This window comes from Streptomyces sp. NPDC046335, from assembly GCF_055587985.1.
Map to the genome: position 1 here is coordinate 175,754 of NZ_JBVJFF010000005.1, position 12,403 is coordinate 188,156.

Here is a 12,403-nt window from a genome sequence, read left to right on the forward strand (position 1 = left end):
CGCATGATCGGGGGCGCCCGGCCCGCCACGCAGGCCGAACGCCCCGATCTCACCCGTCCGGGCCAGGACCCGGCTCCCTCGCTACAGCAGTCCGTCCCACATCTGTTCGAGCATGACCGCCCACCAGCTCTCCGGCGAGCCGAGCGCCGCCGGGTCGAGGGCGGCGAGCTGGTTCTGGAAGTCGACGGTCCAGCGGCCCGCCTGCTCCTGGTTGAGGCCGAAGCGCAGCCGCCACATGCGGCCGAGCAGGGCCAGGCAGCGCGCGAACTCGGGCAGCCCCGTGTTCACGAACTGCGGCGGCACGGGCGCCCCGCCCGGCCCCGCCTCCACCGGCACGGCCACGATGTTCGCCGTGCCGTACTGGACGCACAGCGCCCGGCCGAAGTCGCTGCCCATGACCAGGTACGAGCCCGCGTCGGACGCCGGCTGCACACCGCGCTCCTGCGCCAGCTCCGCCAGCGTCGGCACCGGGCGCCCCGGCTGGGCCTGCGCCCAGAAGAACGGCCCGAAGTCGACGGGCAGCCCCGCCACCACCAGGGTGTGCGCCACGATGTCCGGCACGCCCTGGCGCGACACCGCCCGCTGGTCGAAGCGGAAGATGCCGGGCCCGAAGGCCGCGGCCAGCTCCTGCGCGATGCCCTCCGGCGGGATCGGCGGGACCGGCGGCATCTGCTGCAACGGGGCGCGCACCGGCGCCGGGCGCGCCGGGCCGTCCGCGACCTGGTGCAGCTCGCCCTGGTGCGCGAGCAGTTGGTGCATGCCCTGCTGCCGGGACGCGTGGTCCCTGCCGTACGGGGCGATGGACGTGATCCGCGCCTGCGGCCAGGTCTCGCGGATCATCCGGGCGCAGTAGGCACCCGGCAGATCGCAGGACTCCAGCTCGGTGTGGAGCTCCAGCACCTGCTGCGGGGGCACGTTCATGCCGCGCAGCTCGTGCAGGATCTGCCACTCCGGGTGCGGGGTGCCGGGCGCCGAGCGGCGGATGAGCTGCTGCTCGGAACCGTCGGCCGCGCGGTAGCGCAGCACGGCCTGGTAGCCGGGGCCGACGGTGGGCTGCCCGGTGGGCGGCTGCGGATAGCCGTACGGCTGACCGGGCGGGCCCTGCGGCACCGGCTGCCCCGGCGCGGCAGGGGGCGGCATGCCGGGGCCGCCGACCGCGGGCCCCGCCAGCATCGTCGCGGCGTGGTGCACACCGTCACCGGGGGGCGGCGTGCCCGGAACGCCGGGGGCGCCTGGAGGCTGGGGCGCGCCGGGCGCACCCGGGGGCTTGATCCCGCCGCCGAGGCTCGGATCGGCGAACATCGTCGCGGCATGGTGCACACCACCGGGAGGCGTACCCGGAGCACCCGGAGCACCGGGCGGACCGGGCGGACCGGGCGGCTGCGGCGCACCGGGAGCACCCGGCGGCTTGATCCCGCCACTGAGGCTCGGATCGGCCAGCATCGTCGCGGCGTGGTGCACACCACCGGGAGGCGTACCCGGAGCACCCGGAGCACCGGGCGGACCGGGCGGCTGCGGGGCACCGGGAGCACCTGGCGGCCCCGGAGGCTGCGGGGCACCGGGCGCCGCGGGCGGCTTCGGCCCGTCGGGGCCGAGCGAGGAGACGAGCTGGGTCGGCACGTAGCCCCCGGCGGGCGTACCGGGAGCACCGGGCCCGGACGCCTGCGGCGCACCACCGGGCACACCCGGCGGACTGGGCGGCGGCGGCGCCGCACTCCCACTCCCCCGCGCCCCACGCGGCGGCCCCTGAGCCTTACTGGTGGCAGCATCGGCGATATCCCCGGCGTGGTCCCCTGCGGGCGGCTGCGGGGCGTTGGGCGCGGGACCCTGCGGGTAGCCGTACGCATCCGGCGCACCCGGCGGCGGAGTCGCCGAACCAGCAGACGGCTGCGCGGCATTCGGCGCCGGGGCACCGGGGCCCTGCGGGTAGCCGTACGGGGGAGCACCCGGCGGCGGAGTCGCCGAACCAGCAGACGGCTGCGCGGCATTCGCCGCCGGGGCACCAGGGCCCTGCGGGTAGCCATACGGAGGAGCGCCGGGCGGCGGAGTCGCCGAACCGGGCGGCTGCGGGGCGTTGGACGCCGGAGCGCCAGGGCCCTGCGGGAACCCGTACGCATCCGGCGCACCCGGCGGCGGCGTCGCCGAACCAGCAGACGGCTGCGGAGCATTCGGCGCTGAAGCACCGGGCCCCTGCGGGTAGCCGTACGGGGGAGCGCCCGGCGGCGGCGTCGCCGAACCCGCAGGCGGCTGCGGGGCATTCGGCGCCGGGGCGCCGGGGCCCTGCGGGTGCGCGGCAGCCTCCGGCGTTCCCGGTGGCGGGGTGCCCGGAGTGTTCGGTCCGTCCAGGGCCGGGGCGATCGCCGTCGCCGGGAGGTGGCTGCCCCCGTGCATCAGGGCCGTCTTGGCGTCCGGCGCGGCCGCCGGCGGGGTGTCACCCTGGTCCAGCCCTGCCAGCGGCGGCGAGAACACCGTGGCGGGCAGCGGCACCGAGTGGTCCTCGCCCGCGTCGGCGTTGGTGTCCGTACCGGCCCACGGGGTGGCCCCCAAGGGCACGCCCGCCGACGTCGCGGGCAGGCTGTCGTCGCGCCCGGGCTCCTCCTCGTCGGCGGAACCACCGGCCGCGGGCCACGGCGTACCGCCACCCGGCACGGCGGAAGCCGCAGGAGCCGCGGGAGCCTCCGGTACCGGGGCACCAGCCGCCCCCGAAGCGGAGCCAGACGCGGAGCCAGACGCGGAGCCGGACGCCGCCGCTTCCGACCTCCGGTCGGGAATGCCCAGCTTGTCCGCCGCCTCCTGGAGCCACTCCGGCGGGCTCAACAGGAACGACGTCTGGTTCAGGTCGACCCGTTCCGGCGGCGGCGGAGCCGCGTCCTGCGGGGCCGTGGCCGGCAGGCCGTACTCCTCCTCGTACCGGCGGATCACCTCGCCCACGGCGAGCCCCGGCCACAGCGTGGCCTCGCCGCTGTCCCGGGCGATGACGAGCCGCTGGGCACCGCCGTCGGAGACGGGACCGCTCTCCCGGTCCTCGGCCCAGACGACGAACCCGAGGTCGAACTCCCGGACCCGCACCTCACGGTGCTGGTAGCCCGGCACGTCGCCGTTGATCCATTCCTCGGCGCGCTCCTGCGCCTGCGCGAAGGTCACCATTGCCACGTCACTCCCCAGCCGAGGACACGGGGACGGCGCGCGCGAAGCCGCCGTCCACCATCAGGTTCGCCACGGTCTCCAGCTCCGGCGGATTGCCGGCCAGCCGCGACAGGAAGGCGTCGAAGTCGTCGCCGCACGGCAGCAGCAGCCGCCGCACCCGCTCGGCGGGCGGCCACGCGTCCTGGTCACGCACGTCGTCGTACGCGCAGAACCACACCGAACCGGCCCGGTCGCCCCTGACCTTCACGGCGAGCAGACCGCCCTGCACGAACCCGACCCCGAGGTAGTCCTTGGTGAGGTGGTCGCGCAGACACTTGTTGACGTACACCAGGTCGTTGACCGCGGCCTCGTCCCGCACCGTGAAGAACGGCTGGTCGACCAGGAGACCCAGCTCGGCGTCGAGCGCCGCGCCCACCGGCGCGCACCCGCCCGCCGCCTTCAGGAAGGAACGGTAGGCGCCCGGCAGGCGGTAGCCGAGGTCCTCCTCGACGCCCTGCACCTGCTGCTCGGTCACCGCGACCGCGGCCTTCGGCAGCCCGAAGTGCGCGGGCCGCGTCTCCTGCAACGGCCGCGTCCCCCGCTTCTCGTGGTCCACGGCCGTCGTCGCGATGCCGCCGTGGTGCCGCAGCAACGCCTTCACCTCGACCGGCACGAGTTCGAGCCGGCGGCCGCCCCGCGCGTGATGCCACGTCCAGCCGTGCGGGGTCGCCACCGCGGGAATCGTGTCCCACAGCTCGTGGCCGTCCGCCGCCAGCGCCGCGTTCGCCGACACATAGTCCGTCAGGCGCAGCTCGTCGACGCCGAACCCCTCCGGGGGCTCGGCGATCTCGGCCGCGGCACGCGCGTAGGCGGAGAAGTCCGGATAGCCCTGCTCGTCCACCCGCACCCCTCTGGGATGGCGGGCGGCGCGGACCGGGTCCGGGAAGTGCACGACCTGCCCGGCGTACGCCGCGTTCGGCGGCGCGGACTGCTGCCCCAGCCGACCTGTCGTCATGGCGATTGCCCCCTGCGGCACTGTGGAAGATTCTGGTTCTGCTGTCTGGTTCTGCTGTCTTTATCTGCTGCCTTGATCCGCGGGGTTCGGTCCGCGGACTTTCGGTTTCCACGGGTTCCGGTACTGCGGATGTCGACACAGCCTATGCGTTGGGACGACACCGGTCACCGGGCCTCCGGTTCCATGACCAGCAGCCACCGGACGGTCACCGTGCGACGAAACCAGCGAGAAGCCAGGCGTGTCGCAGAGCCCCAGCTTCCGCACCACCCGCCCCATTTGGCAGTCTGTCCCAGCAACGCGGGGGCGTGGCACCCGCGGTGACGGCCGCGGAGCAGGGGGAGGGGACACAGCATCATGAAGACGGCACCGAGCGGCACGACCGCCCACAGGCTGTCCACGACGGCGCCCGGCACGGCGCCCACGGCAGCGCTCAGGACGCCCAGGACGACGGGCCCGACGGCAGGACTCACCGTGGCCACCACAGCCGGATCCACCACAGCCGGAACCACCGCGGCGGGATCGCCCGCAGCCGGGCCCCCGGCAGCGGGGCCGACCGCAGCCGGGCCCACGGCAGCGAGATCGACCGCAGCGGGACCCACCGCAGCCGGATCGTCCGCAGCCGGGTCCACCGCGGCGAGGCCCACCGCGGCGGGGTCCACGGCGGCGGGGCCCGCCACCACGGGCGACCCCGCGCAGGCCGGGCCCTTCGGCGACCCGCGCGTCGGCTGGAGCAGCACCGCCGCCCACGCGCCAGTCCTGCGCCAACGCCGCGACGGCATCCTGCCCACCGTCGCCGCCGCCCTCTCCGTACGCGGCCAGACCACCCTGACCTGCACCCCGGGCCGCGGCGAGGAACCCCCCGCGCTCCACCCGCTCGTCCAGGACTTCCTCGACGCCCTCACCAGCGGCCAGCGCGAACGCTTCACCGGCCGCTGCGCCGAGGCGATCCTCGTCTCCCGGCACATCGCCGCCGCCGACGCGAGCCGCTCCAAGCGCGCCGCGCGCAAGCCCATGACCAACGGCGAAGCCCGCAAAGCGCTCAAACACGCCAAACTGACCACCCGTCGCATCCGCGAGGACGGCGACCCCCTGCACGGCTCCTTCGCCCCGCCGTGCCGCTCCTGCACCGCCCTGACGGCGCACTTCGGCGTACGCGTCGTCGACCCGTCGGCCACCGAATCCTGACCGCCACCGCGCCGCACCGCACCACCGGACCGCGACCGGACCGACGCCCCACCGTCCAGCCGCCCGTCCACCCGACCGAACAAGGGCCAACCCCATGCACGCCGACCACTCCGCCACCGCCACCGCGGCCGGCCGCACCGCCCACACCGGCGGAACACCGCTGCCCGTCCCCGTCGACGCCGCCCTGCGCGCCGCCGGCTGGCGGCCCGGGCGCTGGGACATCAAACAGGCCGAGATCTGGGCCGACACCCTGCGCCGCCACACCTCGCCCGCCGGACACCGGCACGCCGTCTTCCCCGCCGCCGTCGAGGCCTGGGCCGAGTACGGCGGGCTCCACATCACCCCTCAGGGGAGCGGCCGGGAGATAGCTCCCGCGACCATCCACCTCGATCCCATGTACGGACTCCACCTCGCCCGCACCCTCGGCGACCTCGGCCGCGCCCTCGACACCGAGGTCAGCCCCATCGGCGAGGAGACCGAGACCCAGGCGCTCCTCGCCATCGACGCCCAGGGCCGCGTCTACAGCCTCGACCACAGCGGCGACTGGTTCCTCGGCGCCCACATCGACCACGCCCTGACGACACTCTTCACCGGCGCCCGCCCGACCCGCCTTACGGTGAGCTGACCCCCGTACCCGTACGAACGGACCTGCTAACCCACCGCCGGAACCGCCACCGGCAGCACCGCCGAGACACGGAAACCGCCGCCGTCCGTCGGACCCGACACGAACACGCCGCCGAGCCCCGTGACGCGCTCCTTCATGCCCACCAGGCCATTGCCACCGCTCGGCAGCCGCGCGTCCGCCGTGGAACCCGCCTCCGGCGGCGGTTCGTTCTCCACCTGCATCGCGATCTCCGCACCCCGGTGCGCCAGCCGTACGTACGTCTTCGCGCCCGCCGCGTGCTTGTGGACGTTGGTCAACGCCTCCTGCACCACCCGGTACGCCGTCTGCTCCACCTCCGCGGCGTAGTCCCGCGGATCACCCTCCACCGACACGTCCACGGCCATCCCCGCCGCACGCGACTGCCCCACCAGCTCGTCCAGCTCCGCGAGGCTCGGACCCTCCTCGTCCACCGCGCGCGAGGCGGCCACCGCCGCCGCATGCCCCACCGCCGCCAACGGCACCGGCTCCACCGGCCTCGCGCCCCCCGCGCCCTTCGCGCCGTCGTCGCCCGCCCGCAGCACGCCCAGCATCTCCCGAAGCTCCGTCAACGCCTGCCGGCCCATGTCGCCCACCAGCGCCGCATTCTTCACGGCCTTCTCCGGGTCCTTCCGCGCCACCGCCTGCAAGGCCGCCGCGTGCACCACCATCAGACTCACCCGGTGCGCGACCACGTCGTGCATCTCACGGGCGATCCGCGTCCGCTCCTCGTTACGCGCCCACTCCGCGCGCTCCTCCGCGCGCTCGGCCAGCAACTGGAGCTCACGCTCCAGGTCGTCCGCACGCTCGCGCAGTGACTCCATCAGCCGCCGCCGCGCCCCCACGTACAGACCGAGCAGCACCGGCGGCGCCGTCACCCCGATCGACCCCGCCACCGCGAAGAACGGCAGGAACTCGCTCCCGATCGGCGGATTCGCGCCCTCGCCGCCGAGATCCTGACTGGCCCGCACCAGCGCCACGATGAGCGTGCCCGCCATCGACATGCCCGCGAGGGCGCCCGTGATGCGGCGGGGCAGCTCCGAGGCGGCCAGCGTGTACAGGCCCACGATCGTCAGGACCATGCCCATCTGGGCGGGCGTGATCGCGATCGATATCAGCACCACGGCCACCGGCCAGCGCCGCCGGATCAGCAGCGCGGAGCCCGCGAGCACCCCGAAGCCGACCCCTACCGGCGGGGGCAGCCCCGCGTCCGACGCGAACGCCACCCCCTCGAATCCGCACTCCGTCGCGGACGCCGCCGCGAGCCCCACATCCAGCGCGGCCCCGCGCCACCGCTCCCACCACCACGGCCCGGTCATGGCCGTGGTGCGGTCGTCCCCCGTCGTGGTCATGCCTTCCAGCGTACGGGCGTTCCGCCCCGGTTTTCCGGCGAGTTTCCGGCCCAGTGATCCAGCACACCCACCGTTCGAGCGAAAGCGAAACGTGCCGGTATCCCTCGAACTGTTGATCCCAGCGCCATTCCAGCCCGGAGGCCCCCATTCCGGACGACCGTTCTCACATGACAGAGATCACGGACAAGCGCGAGGGCTTCGGCGCGCCCAAGCGCCCGCGCGCCAAGGACGGGCTGCGGCGGCGAGCGCGCGAGCTGCGCGGCCAAGGGTGGACGTACAGCGAGATCCAGGCCGAACTGGCCTGCTCGAAAAGTTCGGTCTCCCTGTGGGTACGCGATCTGCCCGCGCCGGAGCCTCGACGCACCCCCGACGAACCACAAACCCCGGCCGTGGGCAGCCTGTCGGAGCGTGAGCTCTTCATGGCCGGGGTGGTCCTCTACTGGGCCGAGGGCACCAAGAGCAAGACGTACCGCCGCAGCGAGGCCCTGCAGTTCATCAACAGCGATCCCGACGTGATCCGTCTCCACCTGCGCTGGCTCGCCTCGCTGGGTGTCACGAAGGACCGGCTGACCCTGCGGCTGAGCATCCACGAGAGTGCCGACGTGCCCGCCGCCGAGGCGTTCTGGGCCGACGTCGCCGGAGTCGGGACCGCCGCGTTCAGCAGGGCGACGCTGAAGAAGCACAACCCCCGCACCGTGCGGAAGAACACCGGGGAGGCGTACCACGGCTGCCTGATCGTTTACGTCCGCCAAAGCGCTGAACTGTACCGTCGCGTGGAAGGCGCTTGGTACGGCATAGTGTTGGGTGCCATTCGGCAGGCGGACTGAATGTCCGGTTTAGCCGATATATTCCCCTGTGGTGTAATTGGCAGCACTGTGGCTTTTGGTGCCATCTGTCCGGGTTCGAGTCCTGGCAGGGGAGCCGCACCGTCCGGGTCCCGGCCTCCAAGGTCGGGACCCGTCTCCGTTTCCACCTCCCTACGCCCCGGTATCCTGCGGATGTCCTCCCCCCAGAGGAACCCCAACCCATCCGAAGCCGAAGGGCATCCTCCGTGAGCGCAACTTGCCCGGCCGCCGTCGTCGTCCTCGCAGCGGGTGAGGGCACCCGTATGAAGTCGGACCTTCCCAAGGTCCTGCACGAGATCTGTGGCCGCTCCCTCATCGGCCACGTCCTGGAAGCCGCCTACGCGCTCTCCCCCGAACAGCTCGTCACCGTCGTCGGTTTCCAGAGCGAGCAGGTCCGCGCGCACCTCTCCGCCGTCGCCCCGCAGGTCCGCACCGCCTACCAGGCGGAGCAGAACGGCACGGGACACGCCGTCCGCATCGGCCTGGAGGAGATCGGCGGCTCCGTCGACGGCACGGTCGTCGTGGTCTGCGGCGACACCCCCCTGCTCACCGGCGCGACGCTGCGCGAGCTGGCCGAGACGCACAGCGCCGACGGCAACGCCGTGACGGTGCTCACGGCCGAGGTGCCGGACGCCACGGGCTACGGCCGCATCGTGCGCGACGGCGCCAACGGCTCGGTCACCGCGATCGTCGAGCACAAGGACGCCTCCGACTCGCAGCGCGCGATCCGTGAGATCAACTCCGGGGTGTTCGCCTTCGACGGCCGGCTCCTCGCGGACGCGCTCGGCAAGGTGCGCACGGACAACAGCCAGGGCGAGGAGTATCTGACGGACGTCCTCGGCATCCTGCGTGAGGCGGGCCACCGGGTGGGCGCGGCCGTGGCCGGCGACCACGAGGAGATCGCCGGCATCAACAACCGCGTGCAACTGGCCCAGGCCCGCAGGACCTTGAACGACCGGCTCCTGACGGAGGCCATGCTGGCCGGTGTCACGGTGGTGGACCCCGCTTCCACGTGGGTGGACGCGACGGTCACCTTCGAGCGTGACGCGGTCGTGCACCCCGGCACGCAGCTCCAGGGCGCGACGAGCCTGGGCAAGGGCGCCGAGGTCGGGCCGAACACGCGGCTTGCGGACACGAAGGTCGGCGCGGGGGCCCGGGTCGAGAACAGTGTGGCGAACGGCGCCGAGGTGGGCGAGCAGGCGATCGTCGGTCCGTTCGCGTATCTGCGGCCCGGCACGCGGCTCGGCGTGAAGTCGAAGGCGGGCACGTTCGTCGAGATGAAGAACGCGGCGATCGGTGACGGCTCGAAGGTGCCGCACCTGTCGTACGTGGGGGACGCGACGATCGGTGAGCAGTCCAACATCGGTGCGGCGAGCGTCTTCGTGAACTACGACGGCCAGGCGAAGCACCACACGACGGTGGGGTCTCACGTCCGTACGGGTTCGGACAACATGTTTGTGGCTCCTGTCACGGTCGGGGACGGTGCCTACACCGCTGCCGGGTCCGTGATCACGAAGGATGTGCCGGCCGGTTCGCTGGCCGTGGCGCGGGGCCAGCAGCGGAATATCGAGGGCTGGGTGGCCCGTAAGCGTCCGGGGAGCGCGGCCGCGAAGGCGGCCGAGGCGGCGTCCCGGGAGACGGACGGCACAAGCTGACCGGAAACAGTTGCGTCTGACACGGCGTACCGTGATAGGGCACATATTCGGCCGACTCGACGCACCGGGACGCGTGGGTACGGCAGCGGGAAGAACTCTCTGAGGAGACAGTGCTGTGACCGGGATCAAGACGACCGGCGAGAAGAAGTTGATGCTCTTCTCCGGCCGCGCCCACCCCGAGTTGGCCGAGGAGGTCGCACACAAGCTGGGTGTCGGCATCGTGCCGACGAAGGCCTTCGATTTCGCCAATGGTGAGATCTACGTCCGTTACCAGGAGTCGGCGCGCGGCGCGGACTGCTTCTTGATCCAGAGCCACACCGCTCCGATCAACAAGTGGATCATGGAGCAGCTCATCATGATCGACGCGCTGAAGCGCGCGTCGGCCCGCTCCATCACCGTGATCGTGCCGTTCTACGGTTACGCGCGGCAGGACAAGAAGCACCGTGGCCGTGAACCGATCTCGGCGCGTCTGATCGCGGACATGATGAAGACGGCGGGCGCGGACCGCATCCTCACGGTCGATCTGCACACGGACCAGATCCAGGGCTTCTTCGACGGCCCGGTGGATCATCTCTTCGCGCTGCCGATCCTGGCGGACTACGTGGGTGCGAAGCTCGACCGTTCGAAGCTGACGGTCGTGTCGCCGGACGCGGGCCGTGTCCGGGTCGCCGACCGCTGGTGCGACCGTCTCGGCGCTCCGCTGGCGATCGTGCACAAGCGCCGTGACAAGGACGTCGCCAACCAGGTCACCGTGCACGAGGTGGTCGGTGAGGTGAAGGGCCGCGTCTGCGTGCTGGTGGACGACATGATCGACACGGGTGGCACGATCTGCGCCGCCGCGGACGCCCTGTTCGCGCACGGCGCGGAGGACGTCATCGTGACGGCCACGCACGGTGTGCTCTCCGGTCCCGCCGCGGACCGTCTGAAGAACTCCAAGGTGAGCGAGTTCGTGTTCACGGACACGCTGCCGACCCCGGGTGAGCTGGAGCTGGACAAGATCACTGTCCTCTCGATCGCCCCGACCATCGCGAACGCGGTGCGTGAGGTCTTCGAGGACGGTTCGGTGACGAGCCTCTTCGAGGAGCAGTAGGAGCCCGGAGCCCCGGCTCCGTGAAGATCCTTTTGGGTGTGGCCTCCCGGCCGAGTAGACTTGGCGAGTTGCTCGGCGAGGGAGGCCGCACTTTTTTGGTGTGGCGGTCCGTTATCGACGCGCTCTTCGTAGCAGGCCAGTCGTATGGCCGGGTAACCCCATCCGACACCTGTTGTACGAGGAGTGCACATGCCTGAGGTCAAGATCTCCGCGGAGACCCGCACCGAGTTCGGCAAGGGCGCTGCCCGCCGCATCCGCCGTGAGGACAAGGTTCCCGGCGTTCTCTACGGCCACGGCGCCGACCCGGTCCACCTGGCGCTGCCGGGCCACGACCTGCTGATGGCGCTGCGTACGCCGAACGTCCTGATCTCCCTGGACGTCGACGGCAAGACCCAGCTCGCGATCCCGAAGGCCGTGCAGCGTGACGTCATGCGTCAGGGCATCCTGAAGCACGTCGACCTGCTGCTCGTCCGCAGCGGCGAGAAGGTCACGGTCGAGATCCCGGTCCACACCGAGGGTGAGCTGGCGCCGGGCTCCAACCTGCTGGAGCACGTCCTGAACACGCTTCCGGTCGAGGCCGAGGCCACGCACATCCCGACCGAGGTCACGGTCTCCGTCGCGGGCCTGGACGCCGGTGCGTCCATCCTCGCCAAGGACATCCCGCTGCCCGCCGGCTCCACCCTGGCGATCGACGAGGACGCCGTGGTCATCCAGGTCCTGTCCGCGCAGGCCGAGGAGGCCCCGGCCGAGGGTGCCGAGGGCGACTCCGAGGCCTGAGTCTCGCGACGTACATCCGGCACGGCGGCCGCCGCTCCCTCGGGGGGCGGCGGCTGCCGCGTATGAAGGAGACATGCAGGTGACGACCGATGCCAGTGCGCCGTGGCTGATCGCGTGCCTGGGCAATCCCGGGCCCGATTACGCGATGAACCGGCACAACGTGGGTTTCATGGTGGCGGATCTGCTCGCGCGGCGCATGGGCGGCACGTTCAAGCGGGCCGCGAAGGCGCAGGCCCAGGTGGTCGAGGGCCGGTTCGGGCCGCCGGGTCCCGCGAGCCGTCGCGTCATCCTGGTGAAGCCGATGTCGTACATGAACGTCTCCGGGGGGCCTGTGACGTCTCTGCGGGACTTCTACAAGGTCCCGACCGAGCGCGTCGTGGCGGTCCATGACGAGCTGGACATCGATTACGGCACGCTGCGTCTGAAGCTGGGCGGTGGCGACAACGGGCACAACGGTCTGAAGTCGATGACGAAGGCCATGGGTCCTGACTACCACCGGGTGCGGTTCGGCATCGGGCGTCCGCCGGGCCGTATGCAGGTGGCGGATTTCGTCCTGAAGGACTTCTCGTCCGCGGAGCGCAAGGAGCTCGACTACTTCGTGGACCGGGCGGCCGACGCGGTGGAGGCGCTGGTCTCGGATGGCCTGGAGCGGGCGCAGAGCACGTACAACTCCTGAGAGCCTGAGCCGACGACAAGGGCCCCGCATCACCGAAGTGGT

At 72.4% G+C, this 12,403-nt stretch carries 9 protein-coding genes, 1 tRNA gene and 1 pseudogene; 8 read left to right on the plus strand and 3 right to left on the minus strand.

The features are described from left to right. Positions 1-81: 81 nt before the first annotated feature. Positions 82-3,147 (minus strand): SUKH-4 family immunity protein, encoded by a 3,066-nt coding sequence (locus ACZ6JY_RS13205; protein WP_469196126.1) that lies wholly within the window; start codon positions 3,145-3,147, stop codon positions 82-84. Positions 3,148-3,154: 7 nt separating this feature from the next. After that, positions 3,155-4,141 carry an SMI1/KNR4 family protein gene (locus ACZ6JY_RS13210; protein WP_469195353.1) on the minus strand — a complete coding sequence of 329 codons (987 nt, stop codon included), beginning with the start codon at positions 4,139-4,141 and terminating at the stop codon, positions 3,155-3,157. Positions 4,142-4,795: 654 nt separating this feature from the next. On the opposite strand from ACZ6JY_RS13210, the pseudogene ACZ6JY_RS13215 reads away from it, so the two are divergent. Continuing rightward, positions 4,796-5,326, plus strand: a pseudogene (locus tag ACZ6JY_RS13215) (YwqJ-related putative deaminase); the annotation flags it as partial. A 94-nt stretch (positions 5,327-5,420) separates the two neighbouring features. Beyond that, positions 5,421-5,951: an SUKH-3 domain-containing protein gene (locus tag ACZ6JY_RS13220; protein WP_469195355.1), complete on the plus strand. Its 531-nt coding sequence runs from the start codon at positions 5,421-5,423 to the stop codon at positions 5,949-5,951. 26 nt (positions 5,952-5,977) lie between these two features. Here the strand turns inward: ACZ6JY_RS13220 and ACZ6JY_RS13225 are convergent, their stop codons facing one another. Then, positions 5,978-7,318, minus strand: coding sequence for a sensor histidine kinase (locus ACZ6JY_RS13225; protein WP_469195357.1), 1,341 nt, complete (start codon positions 7,316-7,318; stop codon positions 5,978-5,980). Positions 7,319-7,485: 167 nt separating this feature from the next. Here ACZ6JY_RS13225 and ACZ6JY_RS13230 point away from each other — a divergent pair, with 167 nt between their 5' ends. From ACZ6JY_RS13230 to pth, 6 genes are all read left to right on the plus strand, one after another. Beyond that, positions 7,486-8,145 (plus strand): hypothetical protein, encoded by a 660-nt coding sequence (locus tag ACZ6JY_RS13230; RefSeq protein WP_469195359.1) that lies wholly within the window; start codon positions 7,486-7,488, stop codon positions 8,143-8,145. 22 nt (positions 8,146-8,167) lie between these two features. Continuing rightward, positions 8,168-8,239, plus strand: a tRNA-Gln gene (locus ACZ6JY_RS13235). Positions 8,240-8,369: 130 nt separating this feature from the next. Next, a complete protein-coding gene (glmU, locus tag ACZ6JY_RS13240; protein WP_469195361.1) occupies positions 8,370-9,818 on the plus strand; it encodes a bifunctional UDP-N-acetylglucosamine diphosphorylase/glucosamine-1-phosphate N-acetyltransferase GlmU in 1,449 nt (482 codons plus the stop codon). A 115-nt stretch (positions 9,819-9,933) separates the two neighbouring features. After that, the gene (locus ACZ6JY_RS13245) at positions 9,934-10,908 is read left to right on the plus strand and encodes a ribose-phosphate diphosphokinase (RefSeq protein WP_469195363.1); all 975 of its coding nucleotides are present in this window, start codon (positions 9,934-9,936) and stop codon (positions 10,906-10,908) included. A gap of 189 nt (positions 10,909-11,097) precedes the next feature. After that, positions 11,098-11,685: a 50S ribosomal protein L25/general stress protein Ctc gene (locus ACZ6JY_RS13250; protein ID WP_469195365.1), complete on the plus strand. Its 588-nt coding sequence runs from the start codon at positions 11,098-11,100 to the stop codon at positions 11,683-11,685. A gap of 73 nt (positions 11,686-11,758) precedes the next feature. Further along, positions 11,759-12,361, plus strand: a complete 603-nt coding sequence (gene pth, locus ACZ6JY_RS13255; protein WP_469195367.1) for an aminoacyl-tRNA hydrolase — start codon at positions 11,759-11,761, stop codon at positions 12,359-12,361. Positions 12,362-12,403: the final 42 nt, after the last annotated feature.

Excerpts from the sequence above, each read along its gene's own strand:
- pth (WP_469195367.1), top strand. The coding sequence starts at position 11,759 with ATGCAGGTGACGACCGATGCCAGTGCGCCGTGGCTGATCGCGTGCCTG.
- ACZ6JY_RS13210 (WP_469195353.1), bottom strand. The coding sequence starts at position 4,141 with ATGACGACAGGTCGGCTGGGGCAGCAGTCCGCGCCGCCGAACGCGGCG.
- ACZ6JY_RS13250 (WP_469195365.1), top strand. The coding sequence starts at position 11,098 with ATGCCTGAGGTCAAGATCTCCGCGGAGACCCGCACCGAGTTCGGCAAG.
- ACZ6JY_RS13220 (WP_469195355.1), top strand. The coding sequence starts at position 5,421 with ATGCACGCCGACCACTCCGCCACCGCCACCGCGGCCGGCCGCACCGCC.
- ACZ6JY_RS13225 (WP_469195357.1), bottom strand. The coding sequence starts at position 7,318 with ATGACCACGACGGGGGACGACCGCACCACGGCCATGACCGGGCCGTGG.
- ACZ6JY_RS13205 (WP_469196126.1), bottom strand. The coding sequence starts at position 3,147 with ATGGTGACCTTCGCGCAGGCGCAGGAGCGCGCCGAGGAATGGATCAAC.
- ACZ6JY_RS13230 (WP_469195359.1), top strand. The coding sequence starts at position 7,486 with ATGACAGAGATCACGGACAAGCGCGAGGGCTTCGGCGCGCCCAAGCGC.